Here is a 13,845-nt window from a genome sequence, read left to right as displayed (position 1 = left end):
GTGGCAACCGGGCGGGTCCGCAGGACACCGCCCGGCCTGTTACTATTTGCGATTAAGCAAGCACTTCAACGGCCTGGTTTTGCAGCAAGGCCAGCAGACGGGCGATTTCTTCGCGCATCTTGCGGCGGTCGACGATCATGTCAACGGCGCCCTTGGTGACGAGGAACTCGGCGCGCTGGAAGCCTTCCGGCAGTTTTTCGCGCACGGTGTTTTCAATCACGCGCGGGCCGGCAAAGCCGATCAGCGCTTTCGGTTCAGCAATGACCACGTCGCCCATGAAGGCGAACGAGGCGGACACGCCGCCCATGGTCGGGTCGGTCAGCACGCTGATGAATGGCAATTTCTTTTCCGACAGCTTGGTCAGCATGGCCGTGGTTTTCGCCATCTGCATCAGCGACAGCAAGCCTTCCTGCATGCGCGCGCCACCGGTGGCGGTGATGCAAATGAACGGCACTTTCTGCTCCAGCGCGATCTGCGCGCCGCGCACGAAGCGCTCGCCCACGACCGAGCCCATGGAGCCGCCCATGAATTCGAATTCGAAGCACGCCACGACTACTGGCAGGCTCATGATGGCGCCGCCCATGACGACCATCGCATCCGTCTCGCCCGTCGCTTCCATGGCGGACTTCAGGCGGTCCGGGTATTTCTTGCTGTCTTTGAACTTCAGGGTATCGACGGGCAGGATTTCCTGGCCGATTTCATAGCGGCCGCCCGCGTCGAGCAGGCTGTCGAGGCGTTCACGCGCGCGGATGCGCATGTGATGGTCGCATTTCGGACACACGTGCAAATTCGATTCCAGGTCCGTACGGTACAGCACGGCTTCGCACGACGGGCACTTGACCCACAGGCCTTCCGGCATGGTCTTGCGCGCGGCAGCATCAGAACGCTGGATGCGCGGTGGCAGCAGTTTTTCCAACCAACTCATATTTTCTCCTTGGGCCCTTGTAGGGGTAGCGTCGGTGGACGCCCCCGGCAGACGGTAAACGGCGACGCCCCGCAGGGCGCCACCAAAAATTTTATCTATTGCACAATAACAGGCAAATCAGTGGCCGAAGTGTAGCCGTTTATCGCCGGGCTGTCGAACTTTGCCGCCAACGCATCTTGCGTAAACGGCAAGCTTGCTCAGGCGTCCAGTGCGGCGCGGATACCTGCCGTAAAGCTGCGCACGGCGTCGACGGCGCCCCCTTCCGGGGCATTTTCAATTTCCTGGATGATGCGGCTGCCGATCACGACGGCATCGGCCACCTTGGCCACGGCCTTGGCGGTGGCGCCATCGCGGATGCCGAAGCCCACGCCGATGGGTAATTTTACATGCTGGCGGATGGCCGCGAGGCGCTCTGCCACCTGTTCCGTATCAATGTTACCGGCACCCGTGACGCCTTTCAGCGACACGTAATAGCTGAAGCCGCCGCCAACCTTGGCCACTTGCGCGATGCGCTCTTCCGTCGAGGTGGGCGCCAGCAGGAAGATCAGGTCGAGGCCCGCCGCGCGCATGGCGCCAGCAAATTCCTCGCACTCTTCCGGCGGATAGTCGACGACGATCGCGCCGTCGGCGCCGGCCGCTTGCGCTGCATCAATAAACGCGGCGCTGCCGATGCGTTCGATGGGGTTGGCATAGCCCATCAGCACCACGGGCGTCGTCTGGTTCGTTTCACGGAACTGGCGCACGTAAGCGAACACGTCGTGGATGCCGACATTGAATTTCAATGCCCGCTCGCAGGCGCGCTGGATGACGGGGCCTTCGGCCATGGGGTCGGAAAACGGCACGCCCAGCTCCAGCACGTCGGCGCCGCCCTCGACGAGCGCGTGCATCAGGGGCACGGTGGCGTCGGGGCCGGGGTCGCCGGCGGTGATGAACGTGACCAGGGCGGTCTTGTTATTGGATTTTAATTGGGCAAAGGTGGCGGCGATACGGGACATGGTGAGCTTTCTTTATCGGTGGGGGATGCCGGATTACGTGCTTGCGCGCGAATCCGACCTACGCGTTACTGGGGGTTGTCAGTTATTCAACTGAAATTGAGCCCCATGCGCTCCGCCACGGTATGCATGTCCTTGTCGCCACGGCCCGACAGGTTGGCCAGCACGATCTGGTCTTTCGGCAAGGTGGCCGCCAGCTTGGCCGCGTAGGCCAGCGCGTGCGACGATTCCAGGGCCGGGATGATGCCTTCGATATGGCAGCAGTCGTGGAATGCCTGCAATGCCTCGTCATCCGTGATCGACACGTACTGCGCGCGGCCGGAATCCTTCAGCCACGCATGTTCCGGCCCCACGCCCGGGTAGTCGAGGCCCGCCGAGACGGAATGCGTCTCGATGATCTGACCGTTTTCATCCTGCAGCAGATAGGTGCGGTTGCCGTGCAGCACGCCCGGGAAGCCGGCCGTCAGCGAGGCCGAATGCTTGCCTGTGTCCAATCCCTCACCGGCCGCTTCCACGCCGATCAGTTTTACATCCTTCTGGTCGATGTACGGGTAAAAGATGCCCATGGCGTTCGAACCGCCGCCGATGCAGGCCAGCACGTAGTCGGGCTGGCGGCCCGTCATTTCCGGCATCTGCACCAGGCATTCCTCGCCGATCACGGACTGGAAATCGCGCACCATCATCGGGTACGGATGGGGTCCGGCCACGGTGCCGATGATATAAAAGGTGTTTTCGATGTTGGTGACCCAGTCGCGCATGGCTTCGTTCAGCGCATCCTTGAGGGTCTTCGAACCCGATTCGACGGGCACGACGGTCGCGCCCAGCAATTTCATGCGGTACACGTTCTGCGCCTGGCGCTTGACGTCTTCGCTGCCCATGTAGACCACGCATTCGAGGCCGAAGCGGGCGCAGATGGTGGCCGTGGCCACGCCGTGCTGGCCCGCGCCCGTCTCGGCGATGATGCGCGGCTTGCCCATGCGCTTGGCCAGCAGGGCTTGCCCGATCACGTTGTTGATCTTGTGCGCGCCTGTGTGGTTCAGGTCTTCGCGCTTGAAATAGATTTGCGCGCCGCCCGCCATCTGGGACCAGCGCTTGGCGTGGTAGATGGGCGATGGGCGGCCGACGAAGTGTTTCAGCTCGTAGCGGAATTCTTCGAGGAATTCCGGGTCGACGCTGTAGCGCGCATAGGCGTCCTTCAGCTCGGCCAGCGCGTGCGTGAGCGTTTCGGCAACAAACGAGCCGCCGTAGGGGCCGAAGTGGCCGCGCAGGTCGGGAAACGGGTAATCGGTAGCGTGGAACAATGCGGCGGCTGCGCCGGGCGCTGTGGTGTGGTCATTCATGGTGGTTTCCTCTGGCAATGATGGCATCGGCATCCTGCACCGCGGCGATAAACGCGCGGACTCGGGATGCGTCCTTGATGCCCTTGGACGCTTCGACACCACTGCTGATGTCGACGGCGTAAGGGCGCACGCGCACCACTGCGTCAGTCGCGTTTTGTACGCTCAAGCCACCACTTAAAACGACCCGAGGCGCGAGTTCTTCTGGAATGAGGGACCAATCGAATACCTTTCCTGCACCGCCATACGCATCCACATAGGTATCGAGCAAGAGGCTCGAGAACAAGGGACTGGCGGCGCGATAGCGCTGTTCGTATTCTAGCAAATCTTCAAAGCGGGTGTCGGGTTTGACGCGGAACACTTGCGTAAACGGCGTATTCACGGCGCCAGCAAGCGCCGCGCTGTGCTCGGGCGTCTCGTCGCCATGAAATTGCAGCAGAGATAAAGGCGCCACGGCCCTGGTTGCCCGCACTTCTTCCACGGTGGCATTGACGAACAGGCCCACCGTCGTCACGTAGGGCGGCATGGCCGCGATCAGGCTGGCGGCCTGCCCGGGCGTGACGTAACGTGGGCTTTTCGGATAAAACACGAAGCCGATGGCGTCGGCGCCCGCCGCCACGACCGCGTGAATGTCTTCGACGCGGGTCAGACCGCAGATCTTGATGCGTGTGCGTGGCATGCGATTCCTTTATTGATACAGCTCAAAACCAGGGCAAGGCGCTGCTGCTGTCTTGCGGCAACTCCCATTTCGGATCGTAATCGATCTGCGCCAAGTACAGGCCGTCGGGCATGAAGGTAGGCGCCGCCGCGTGGCGATCCTTGCTTTCCAGCAAATGCCCGAGCCAGTCCGGCTTTTCGCGCCCCGTGCCCACATACACGAGCGAGCCGACCAGGTTGCGCACCATGTGATGCAGGAAGGCATTCGCCGTAATCGTAAAAATGACGCAATCGCCGCGCCGCTCGATACGGATGTCATGCATCAGCTTGACAGGCGACTTGGCCTGGCATTGCGCGGCACGGAAGGCCGTGAAATCGTGCCAGCCCAGCAGCGGCTGCACGGCCTGGCGCATCAGTTCCACGTCCAGCGGACGGAAAAAGAAGCCGGCGCGCCCTTCCACCAGCGGCGAACGGGTAGCGTTGTTGTACAACACATAATGATAGGTGCGCGCGCGGGCGCTGAAACGGGCGTGGAAGTAGTCATTGACCGTCGGATCGCCGTCGAGTTCCTTCGCCCAGCGCACGGCGATCGATTTCGGCAGGAAGGCGTTGACGCCGCGCACCCACGAGTGCACGTCGCGGTTCAATTCCGTATCGAAATGCACGACTTGCTCGAGCGCATGCACGCCCGTGTCCGTGCGGCCGGCGCAGGTGGTGGCCAGGCGCACGCGGGCAAACTGCTCCAGCGCATTTTCCAGCTGGTCCTGCACCGTTTGCCCGTCTTCCTGTTTCTGGTATCCATGCCAGGCCGTGCCGTCGTACTGCAGGCCGAGGACGATACGCTTCAATGGCGTTGCTGTCGTAATATTTTGCATCGAAGCATTATACCGGCGCAAAGGCGGCCCCGCCTCCCGACGACGCCAGCGCCTGAGACGGCGTTCAGGGCAAGGCGCATGGTCGAAGACAGTACGAATAGTACGGCGAGACCGTGCAACGCAGCCATGGACGTCGTATCTGGTGCTGGAAAGCGAACGAGACGGCGTTCAGGGCCAGGCGCATGGTCGAAGACAGTACGAATAGTACGGCGAGACCGTGCAACGCAGCCATGGACGTCGTATCAGGTGCTTAGCTCAGAAGTGCCTTCATTGTATTCGCCTTGGCAACCTGCTCTTCGCTGCCGCCCTTGATGACCTCATCGATCAGCTCGCGCGCGCCTTCCTTGTCGCCGATTTCCTGGTAAGCGATCGCCAGGTCCAGCTTGGTATCCATTTCCATGTGGATGGCCGACAGCGGGTCGTCCACGCCCACGCTGGCCGTCTTGCCATCGTTGAGGTCCAGGTCGATGCCGGACAGGTCGAATTCCTGTGCAGGCGGTATGGCTTCCGGCAAGGTGGCCGGCGTTTGCGCATCGTCAAACAGGCTGTCGATCGACGGTTCGGCCGCCGCGACGGGCGCGGCAGCCGGCGCCACGGGTTCGTCGAGGTCGAAATGGGCCAGGTCCACATCCTTCAACGGGTCAGGCAACGGCGTCAAGCCGGCGCCCACGCCATTCACGGGGCCGGCAGGCGGCTCCAGGTCGAGGCCGAAATCCATGCTGGCGTCATACTGCGCATCGTGCGCGGCCGGCTGCGGCTTGCTGTCCGGTCCCGGCATGACGATCGGGTCGCTGGTGGAAACGGGCTCGAAATCGAGGCTGTCGAGGTCAAAATCGAGGGGATCGCGCGCATCGCGGGCCGTCACGGAGGATACCGGCTCGGCCGGCGCCAGGTCGGCCAGCGGCGCGGGCGTCGACAAATCGTCGGGCAAATCCATGCTGTGGCCATGCACGTCGCCGCCGGCACCCTTGCTCAGGCTGACAACGGCATCGTCTTCCGTATCGCCATACAGGGGATTGGTAGGGTCGAGCGCCAGGCCCAGCGCGGCCGCTTGCGGCCACTCTTCGCCCTGGCCCCGCGTCAGGCTGTACAGCTCGCTGGCCTGGTCTTCAAACGCGCGCACGTCGTTGCGGGCCGAATAGATTTCCAGCAGCTTCAAGCGGGCCGCATGGCGCTCCGGATGGATGCGCAAGGCTTCCTTGAGGATATCTTCCGCCTGGCCGTCGCGGCCGTAGGCGATATACACGTCCGCTTCGGCGACCGGGTCCGTTTCATTGCCTTCGAACACGCTGGCGCCCGCCGCGGCGGCGACGCCGGCAGCGGCGGCGCCCGTACCGAACAGGTGATTGCTCGCTTCGGACTGCTGGTCTTCCGGCGCCAGGCCGGACGGCGGCGCGACGGGCGGCTCCGGCTCGAACACTGGAGCCACGCTCTCCGGCGCGGGCGGCGCGTCCTTGCGGCGGCGCGCGACCACCAGCGCGGCCACGGCGGCCAGCAGCGCGGCGATGCCGATGCCGATGGCGCCCAGGTGGTCATTGATCTTGTCGGTAATCGTCGGTTCCAGCGGCGACGGTTTTTTCACCAGCGGCACCGGTTTGGCCTTGGGTGCGGCCGGCTGAGGTGCGGGCGGCTGCGCTTCGGCCGGCGCGCTGGCGATGGCGCTGGCCGCCGCACTTGCCGGTGCGCTGGCAGCAGCCTCGGCAGGCTTGGCGGGCGCCGGGGCGCTCTTGTCGGCCATGGCCTTGCTCTTGACCGCCATCAACTTTTCCAGGTCGCTGACGTTCTTTTCCAGCTCCTTGACGCGGGCAGCCGCTTCATCGACCTGTTTCGCCTTGGCGATCTTGTCTTCCTCGCTGGCGACGGCGCTCTTGCCGGCCGACTTGGCCGCCGGCTCCGCTTTCGACAGTTTCAGCTTGTCTTGCGACTCGCTCACAGCCGTCGGCTTTTCCTGCACCTTGGTCGCGCCAATCTTGCCGGCCGTGCTTTGCGTCGCTTGCGCCGCCTTGGCCGGCTTGCTTTGCGACACCTGGCCCGCCAGCTTGTTGCGGTAGGCTTCGAAATCGATGGCGTGCGCCGTCACGATGCCTTTCGCTTCGGCCGCACCGGTGGCACGCACGGCGTCCGCGCCCGGCACGGCCAGGATGCGCCCGGCCTGCATGCGGTTCATGTTCTCGCCCTTGAAGGCATCGGGATTGGCGCGGTACAGGGCGACGAGCATCATGTCGAGCGACACGCCCGAAGGCTTCAGTTCACTGGCGATGCGGCTCAGGGTATCGCCCGCCTTGACTTTGTATTCGCCCGCCGCCTTTTTCGCCGGCGCGGTATCGGCAGCGGCGGCGGCCGGCTTGGCCTTGCCTGGCTCGACTGGCGCCGTCACTTGCGCGCCCCGCGTCTGGCGCGCTTCGGGCGTGTCGAGCACAAATGCGTATTCGCGCACCTGGCGCCCGCTCTTGCCGCTCAGTTCCAGCAGCAGGTCGACCATGGGCTCGGCCACAGGCTGCGCCGAGCTGATGCGGATGAAAGGCTTGCCATTGCGGTTTTCCACGGCAAACGTCAGGGCGTTCAGCGCGGGATTGAATTCCACGTTGGCCTGGCGGTAGGCCTCCGGCGGCGCCAGCTTGGCCAGCAGGCTGGCGGCCTCGCCGGGCTTGATGGCCGATAATTCGACCTCGGCGCGCAGCGGCTGGCCGGCGGCGGACAGCACCGTGATCTTGCCCAGCTCGGCTGCGGATGCCGCCGGTGACAACAACACCGCACAGGCGACAGCGCTGCTGAGTGTTTTAATGGCAAGGGAGGCGACCCGGGGACGAGTGTGTACAGGCATAGTTGGCGGCATCTTAGTTGACATGGGAAAACTGTTACTTTTCCAGAGGTATCAACATATCATCATGCCCAGAGCTATGCAAGCTCCGCATGGTTGAGCCTTGACGGGCTCAGGACGAAAAAAAAGCCGGGAAAACAGCCCCGGCTTGATCTGGATCAGCAATTGATTGCTGATTTATGGCTGTTACGCGTCGAGCAAAATGCGCAGCATGCGGCGCAGCGGCTCGGCCGCGCCCCACAGCAACTGGTCGCCCACGGTGAACGCGGACAGGTATTCGCCGCCCATGCTCATCTTGCGCACGCGGCCGACGGGAATCGTCAGGCTGCCCGTGACGGCTGCCGGCGACAGGTCGCGCACGGACGCTTCGCGCGTGTTCGGCACGAATTTCACCCATTCATTGTTGCTGGCGATGATGTCGTTGATTTCATCGAGCGGCACGTCTTTCTTCAGCTTGATGGTCAGCGCCTGCGAATGGCAGCGCATGGCGCCGATGCGCACGCACAGGCCATCGACAGCAATTTCCTTGGTGCCGAAGTCGATGCCGCGGCCCAGGATCTTGTTCGTTTCCGCGCCCGCCTTCCACTCTTCCTTCGACTGGCCGTTGCCCAGGTCCTTGTCGATCCACGGGATCAGGTTGCCGGCCAGCGGCGCGCCGAATTGCTTGATTTCGTCCGGCGAATAGCCGTGCTGGGTGGCCAGCACCTGGCGGTCGATTTCCAGGATGGCCGAAGCCGGGTTTTCCAGCAGCGCCTTGACGGAGCTGTTGATGGTGCCAAATTGCGTCAGCAGTTCGCGCATGTGCTGCGCACCGCCGCCCGAAGCCGCCTGGTACGTCATCGACGTCATCCAGTCGATCAGGTCGTGCTGGAACAGGCCGCCCAGGCCCATCATCATGCACGACACGGTGCAATTGCCGCCGATGTAGTTCTTGACGCCCTTGCCCAGCGCATCCTTGATGACGTGCAGGTTGACGGGGTCGAGCACGATGACGGCGTCTTTTTCCATGCGCAAGGTCGAGGCCGCATCGATCCAGTAACCGTTCCAGCCGCTAGCGCGCAGCTGCGGGAAAACGGCGCTCGTGTAGTCGCCGCCCTGGCAGGAAATGATGATGTCGCACTTGGACAGTTCGGCGATGTTATTGGCATCCTTGAGGATGGTTTCATTCTTCGCCATGGCCGGCGCCGCGCCGCCCGTGTTCGAAGTGGTGAAAAACACCGGTTCGATGTGGGCAAAATCGCCCTCTTCCTGCATGCGCTGCATCAGGACCGAACCGACCATACCGCGCCAACCTACCAAGCCAACTAATTTCATTACCATTCCTCAAGATGAGACGGCGACTGCCGTCATTGAAATATTTTATCCTAATGCACGCACTACGGCATCGCCCATGGCCTCGGTACCGACCAAAGTGGTGCCCGCCTCGTGGATGTCGGCCGTGCGCAGCCCCTGCGCCAACACCTGCTTGACAGCACCCTCGATGCGGTTTGCCTGCTCTTCGCGGTTCAGCGAATAGCGCAGCATCATGGCGGCCGACAAGATCGTCGCCAGCGGATTGGCGATGCCCTTGCCCGCGATATCGGGCGCCGAACCGTGCGACGGCTCGTACAGGCCCTTGTTGTTGGCATCGAGCGAAGCGGACGGCAGCATGCCGATCGAGCCCGTCAGCATGGCTGCCGCGTCCGACAAGATGTCGCCGAACATGTTGCCCGTCACCATGACGTCGAATTTCTTCGGCGCCCGCACCAGCTGCATGGCCGCGTTATCGACGTACATATGATCTAACGCAACATCCGGGTATTCCTTGTGCACGTCGATGACGATGTCTTTCCAGAACTGGAAGGTTTCCAGCACGTTCGCCTTGTCCACGCTGGTGAGGCGCTTGTCGCGCTTTTGCGCGGCCTGGAAAGCCACGTGGGCGATGCGGCGGATTTCACCTTCCGCATAGCGCATGGTGTCGAAACCTTCGCGCTGGCCCTTGAACGGACCGTCCGGGCACTCGCGCACGCCGCGGGGCTGGCCGAAATAGATGTCGCCCGTCAATTCGCGGATGATCAAAATGTCCAGGCCGGAGACCACTTCCGGCTTCAGGGTCGAGGCGCCCGCCAGTTCCGGGTACAAGATGGCCGGACGCAGGTTGGCGAACAGGCCCAGGTTCTTGCGCAAGCCCAAAATCGCCTGTTCCGGACGGAACTGGCGCTCCAGGTTGTCGTATTGGTAGTCGCCCACGGCACCGAACAGCACGGCATCGGCCGCCTTCGCCAGCGCCAGCGTGCCTTCCGGCAGCGGGTGACCATGGGCCGCATAGCCGGCGCCGCCCACGGGCGCCGTTTCCAGCTCAAACGATTCGCCCAGCACATTCAAGACCTTGACGGCTTGCGCGACGATTTCAGGACCGATGCCGTCGCCGGGTAAAATTGCAATTTTCATATTTTTATCGATTAAATGACGTTGGCGAGCCACGGTTGGCTATTCAAGTGACGCTCTTCGAAGGCGCGGATATCGTCGGCATGGCGCAGGGTCAGGCCGATATCGTCGAGGCCATTCATCAGGCAATATTTGCGGAAGGCATCGATCTCGAATGGATACGAGACGGAACCATTGCTGGTACGCACGCACTGCTGTTCCAGGTCCACCACCAGCTTGTAGCCGGGGAAAGCCTTGACTTCATTGAACAGGTGCTCGACCTGGCTTTCCGACAGCACGATGGGCAGCAAGCCGTTCTTGTAGCAGTTATTGAAGAAGATGTCGGCAAACGAGGGCGCGATGATGGCGCGGAAGCCATATTGATCAAGCGCCCACGGCGCGTGTTCGCGCGAGGAGCCGCAGCCGAAATTCTTGCGCGTGAGCAAGATCGAGGCGCCCTGGTAGCGCGGCTCGTTGAGCACGAACTCGGGGTTCAGCGGGCGGCGGCTGTTGTCCTGGCCCGGTTCGCCATGGTCGAGGTAGCGCCATTCGTCGAACAGGTTGGGGCCGAAGCCGCTGCGGTGGATCGATTTCAGGAATTGCTTCGGGATAATCGCGTCGGTGTCGACGTTGGCGCGGTCCAGCGGGGCTACCAGGCCTTCGTAAATCGTAAATTTATCCATGCTGTTTCTACTCGGTAAGACGCGCGGCGCGGGGCGCCGGCACGTCACGGTTTATTTTCCGCCGGCGCCAGTGACGACCTGGCCGACTTTCTGCACATCGCGGCCGATGCCGGAGACGGTGTTGCAGCCGGACAAGATGACGGTGGCGATAAGGAGGGCGAAGAGTTTTTTCATGATGATTTCTTGATAGGTAATAAGGGACTGGGAACGCTAGTGTAAACCAGCGGCGCCAGTCCCTGCCGTCATCGCAAAGCCCGCACGTCGACAAAGTGGCCGGCGATGCCCGCCGCCGCCGCCATCGCGGGCGACACCAGGTGCGTGCGTCCGCCCTGCCCTTGCCGGCCTTCGAAGTTGCGGTTCGAGGTCGAGGCGCAGCGTTCGCCCGGTTCCAGGCGGTCCGCATTCATGGCCAGGCACATGGAACAGCCCGGCTCGCGCCACTCGAAGCCGGCATCCTTGAAGATGCGGTCGAGTCCCTCGCGCTCGGCCTGGTCTTTCACCAGGCCGGAACCGGGCACCACCAGCGCCAGGGTCACGTTCGAGGCGCGGTACTTGCCGCGTACCACGGCGGCGGCCGCACGCAGATCCTCGATGCGCGAATTGGTGCAGGAACCGATGAAGACCTTGTCGATGCGGATGTCCGAGATCGGCGTGTTCGGCTTCAGCGCCATGTAGACGAGCGCCTTTTCGATGGCGTCGCGCTTGACGCTGTCTTTCTCATTGTCCGGATCCGGTACGCGGCCATCGATGCCGACCACCATCTCGGGCGAGGTGCCCCACGTCACTTGCGGTTCGATCTCTTGCGCGTTGAGCGTGACGACCAGGTCGAAACGGGCGCCCGGATCCGAATGCAGCGTGCGCCAGTAGGCCACGGCGCGTTCCCAGTGCGGACCGGCCGGCGAAAACGGACGGCCCTTGACGTAATTGATGGTGGTGTCGTCCACGCCGATGATGCCGGCGCGCGCGCCCGCCTCGATGGCCATGTTGCACACCGTCATGCGTCCTTCCATCGACAGGGCGCGGATGGCCGAGCCGCCGAATTCGATACAGTAACCGGTGCCGCCAGCCGTGCCGATCTTGCCGATGATGGCCAGCACGATATCTTTCGCCGTCACGCCGGCCGGCAGAGCGCCGTCGACCTGCACCAGCATGGACTTGGATTTCTTTTGCAGCAAGGTCTGCGTGGCCAGCACATGTTCCACTTCGGACGTGCCGATGCCGTGCGCCAGCGCGCCGAACGCGCCGTGCGTGGACGTGTGCGAATCGCCGCAGACCACCGTCATGCCGGGCAGGGTCGCGCCCTGTTCAGGGCCGATCACATGCACGATACCCTGGCGCTTGTCGTTCATATTGAAGTAGGTCAAGCCGTAGTGCTTGGCGTTCTTGTCCAGCGTTTCCACCTGCAGGCGCGAGACCGGGTCGGCAATGCCGTCGACCCGGCTGGTGGTGGGCACGTTATGGTCGGCCACGGCCAGGTTGGCGGAAATGCGCCACGGCTGGCGGCCCGCCACGCTTAGGCCATCGAAGGCTTGCGGGCTGGTGACTTCGTGCAGCAAGTGCCGGTCGATGTACAAAATTGTCGTGCCATCATCTTCGGCCCGAACAACGTGGGATTCCCAGAGTTTGTCGTAAAGCGTCTTCATCATGATTTATGCAGCGTTGCCACAGCCTGTAGTAAGTGATCAAGTGATACCAGATCATACGGTGATCCACAAGGATTATGCCATATATTGCGCGACACAGAACCGAAACAGGCAAAAGCGTGGGATTGGCGATACAAAGTTTGGCCTCCTTGTTGGATATGAGCTGGAAATTGCCGATATCGGCATATCGGCGACATGGCGGCCCCATCTGTGGGCAGGCCGCCGAACGAGCCACGGCGCGGCCAGAAATCGATATTTCTTCTTCAATCTTTCGTGTATTGTATTTCGACAACAATGACCGGCGCAGCCGCGCCACCACACCTGGGGGATCTCGATGAAACTGAACTTGTTGGCGCTGGCCGCCCTGACCCTATCCGCCCTGCCCCTGGCTGGCGCCCACGCGGCGGCCACCACGCCGGGAGAAACATGCGTACAGGACTTGCGCGCCATGGCGCCCTTCCTGCTGGAGAACGACACGGGCGCGCGCCAGCACCTGGAGCAAAAGGGACAGGCATATTTCGACCTGACGCTGGCCACGGCCACCAAGGCCGCCGCCGGCGCGGCCGACGGCAAGACGTGCGATGCGATCCTGGAAAACTATGCGCGCGCGTGGCGCAAGGGCCACTTGCACGTGAAGCCGGGCAGCGCGGTCGATATCGCCAAACCGGCGCCGGCCCGCCCCGCCGCGCCGGGACAGGCGGCGCCATCGAAGCAACCGGTGCTGCAGATATTATCGGACTCGACTGTGCTCCTGACCCTGCCCAGCTTTCACGGCAGCTACCGCGCCGCCGTGGCCAGCCTGCTCGAGACCCATCGCGCGGCGCTGGCGGCGCGCCCCAACTGGATCCTCGACGTGCGCCGCAACGGCGGCGGCAGCGACAGCACGTATGCGCCGCTGTTGTCCTGGATCAGTTCAGGCGAAATCGTCAGCATGGGCGCCGAATGGCTGTCCACGCCGGCCAATATCGAAGGCCAGGAAAAGGTGTGCGCGCTGCTGGCGCCCGGCGACCAGGCGTGCACGGCTTTTGCGGCCCAGGCCGTGGCGCAGATGCGCACGGCCAAGCCAGGCGAATATGTACCGCAGGAAAGTGGCGGCGTCATCAGCTATACACGCGTGGACACGCCGGAGCCGCGCCGGCCGGCGCGCGTGGCGGTGCTGGTCGACCGCGACTGCGCCAGTTCCTGCGAAGAATTCCTGCTGGCGGCACGGCAAAGCTTTCATGTGAAATTGATCGGCCGCAACAGTTACGGCGCGCTCGATTATTCGAACATGCGCCTGCACGTCCTGCCGTCGGGCCAGCGCCACCTGCAATACGCCACCTCGCGCTCGGCCCGCCTGCCGCAGCTGCAGGTCGATCTGGGCGGCATCATGCCCGACATCTACCTGCCGCCGCCGAAGGACGAGGCGGAGCGCGCCCAGGAAATCGTGCGCGTGCAGCGCTGGCTGGAAGGCGGCACCTTACGCCCCGACGGCGTTTGATGACACCATAAAAAAAGCCCGCTATG

At 63.1% G+C, this 13,845-nt stretch carries 12 protein-coding genes; 1 reads left to right on the top strand and 11 read right to left on the bottom strand.

Annotation, left to right across the window (positions count from 1 at the left end; genetic code table 11):
- Positions 1–52: 52 nt before the first annotated feature.
- The 11 genes from accD to leuC form a co-directional block, all read right to left on the bottom strand.
- The gene (gene accD, locus AC1RJW_RS01435) at positions 53–925 is read right to left on the bottom strand and encodes an acetyl-CoA carboxylase, carboxyltransferase subunit beta (RefSeq protein WP_010400390.1); all 873 of its coding nucleotides are present in this window, start codon (positions 923–925) and stop codon (positions 53–55) included.
- Between the two features lie 197 nt (positions 926–1,122).
- The gene (gene trpA / locus AC1RJW_RS01430; protein ID WP_493042864.1) at positions 1,123–1,920 is read right to left on the bottom strand and encodes a tryptophan synthase subunit alpha; all 798 of its coding nucleotides are present in this window, start codon (positions 1,918–1,920) and stop codon (positions 1,123–1,125) included.
- 86 nt (positions 1,921–2,006) lie between these two features.
- Positions 2,007–3,257: a tryptophan synthase subunit beta gene (gene trpB / locus AC1RJW_RS01425; RefSeq protein ID WP_493042862.1), complete on the bottom strand. Its 1,251-nt coding sequence runs from the start codon at positions 3,255–3,257 to the stop codon at positions 2,007–2,009.
- Positions 3,250–3,933, bottom strand: coding sequence for a phosphoribosylanthranilate isomerase (locus tag AC1RJW_RS01420; protein WP_493042860.1), 684 nt, complete (start codon positions 3,931–3,933; stop codon positions 3,250–3,252). The genes trpB and AC1RJW_RS01420 overlap by 8 nt, the downstream gene beginning before the upstream one ends.
- A 22-nt stretch (positions 3,934–3,955) precedes the next feature.
- Positions 3,956–4,786 carry a tRNA pseudouridine(38-40) synthase TruA gene (truA, locus tag AC1RJW_RS01415; RefSeq protein WP_493042858.1) on the bottom strand — a complete coding sequence of 277 codons (831 nt, stop codon included), beginning with the start codon at positions 4,784–4,786 and terminating at the stop codon, positions 3,956–3,958.
- Positions 4,787–5,036: 250 nt separating this feature from the next.
- Positions 5,037–7,538: a motility hub landmark protein FimV gene (locus tag AC1RJW_RS01410; protein ID WP_493042856.1), complete on the bottom strand. Its 2,502-nt coding sequence runs from the start codon at positions 7,536–7,538 to the stop codon at positions 5,037–5,039.
- Positions 7,539–7,793: 255 nt separating this feature from the next.
- Positions 7,794–8,921 (bottom strand): aspartate-semialdehyde dehydrogenase, encoded by a 1,128-nt coding sequence (gene asd, locus AC1RJW_RS01405; RefSeq protein WP_493042853.1) that lies wholly within the window; start codon positions 8,919–8,921, stop codon positions 7,794–7,796.
- 45 nt (positions 8,922–8,966) lie between these two features.
- Positions 8,967–10,037 carry a 3-isopropylmalate dehydrogenase gene (gene leuB / locus AC1RJW_RS01400; protein ID WP_409028109.1) on the bottom strand — a complete coding sequence of 357 codons (1,071 nt, stop codon included), beginning with the start codon at positions 10,035–10,037 and terminating at the stop codon, positions 8,967–8,969.
- 11 nt (positions 10,038–10,048) lie between these two features.
- A complete protein-coding gene (gene leuD / locus AC1RJW_RS01395; protein WP_099410045.1) occupies positions 10,049–10,696 on the bottom strand; it encodes a 3-isopropylmalate dehydratase small subunit in 648 nt (215 codons plus the stop codon).
- A gap of 51 nt (positions 10,697–10,747) precedes the next feature.
- Positions 10,748–10,870, bottom strand: a complete 123-nt coding sequence (locus AC1RJW_RS01390) for an entericidin A/B family lipoprotein (protein ID WP_010400408.1) — start codon at positions 10,868–10,870, stop codon at positions 10,748–10,750.
- Positions 10,871–10,938: 68 nt separating this feature from the next.
- Positions 10,939–12,342 (bottom strand): 3-isopropylmalate dehydratase large subunit, encoded by a 1,404-nt coding sequence (leuC, locus tag AC1RJW_RS01385; protein ID WP_493042850.1) that lies wholly within the window; start codon positions 12,340–12,342, stop codon positions 10,939–10,941.
- Between the two features lie 331 nt (positions 12,343–12,673).
- On the opposite strand from leuC, the gene AC1RJW_RS01380 reads away from it, so the two are divergent.
- Positions 12,674–13,819, top strand: a complete 1,146-nt coding sequence (locus AC1RJW_RS01380) for a S41 family peptidase (RefSeq protein ID WP_493042848.1) — start codon at positions 12,674–12,676, stop codon at positions 13,817–13,819.
- Positions 13,820–13,845: the final 26 nt, after the last annotated feature.

The sequence above is a fragment of the Janthinobacterium sp. GW822-FHT07A03 genome (assembly GCF_058798815.1).
Note: the sequence above shows the minus strand (reverse complement) of the source record. Positions and strands in the feature narration are given on the sequence as shown.

Coding starts and splice junctions, on each gene's coding strand:
- AC1RJW_RS01420 (WP_493042860.1), bottom strand. CDS start 3,933: ATGCCACGCACACGCATCAAGATCTGCGGTCTGACCCGCGTCGAAGAC.
- leuB (WP_409028109.1), bottom strand. CDS start 10,037: ATGAAAATTGCAATTTTACCCGGCGACGGCATCGGTCCTGAAATCGTC.
- trpB (WP_493042862.1), bottom strand. CDS start 3,257: ATGAATGACCACACCACAGCGCCCGGCGCAGCCGCCGCATTGTTCCAC.
- trpA (WP_493042864.1), bottom strand. CDS start 1,920: ATGTCCCGTATCGCCGCCACCTTTGCCCAATTAAAATCCAATAACAAG.
- leuC (WP_493042850.1), bottom strand. CDS start 12,342: ATGATGAAGACGCTTTACGACAAACTCTGGGAATCCCACGTTGTTCGG.
- accD (WP_010400390.1), bottom strand. CDS start 925: ATGAGTTGGTTGGAAAAACTGCTGCCACCGCGCATCCAGCGTTCTGAT.
- truA (WP_493042858.1), bottom strand. CDS start 4,786: ATGCAAAATATTACGACAGCAACGCCATTGAAGCGTATCGTCCTCGGC.
- leuD (WP_099410045.1), bottom strand. CDS start 10,696: ATGGATAAATTTACGATTTACGAAGGCCTGGTAGCCCCGCTGGACCGC.
- AC1RJW_RS01380 (WP_493042848.1), top strand. CDS start 12,674: ATGAAACTGAACTTGTTGGCGCTGGCCGCCCTGACCCTATCCGCCCTG.
- AC1RJW_RS01390 (WP_010400408.1), bottom strand. CDS start 10,870: ATGAAAAAACTCTTCGCCCTCCTTATCGCCACCGTCATCTTGTCCGGC.
- asd (WP_493042853.1), bottom strand. CDS start 8,921: ATGAAATTAGTTGGCTTGGTAGGTTGGCGCGGTATGGTCGGTTCGGTC.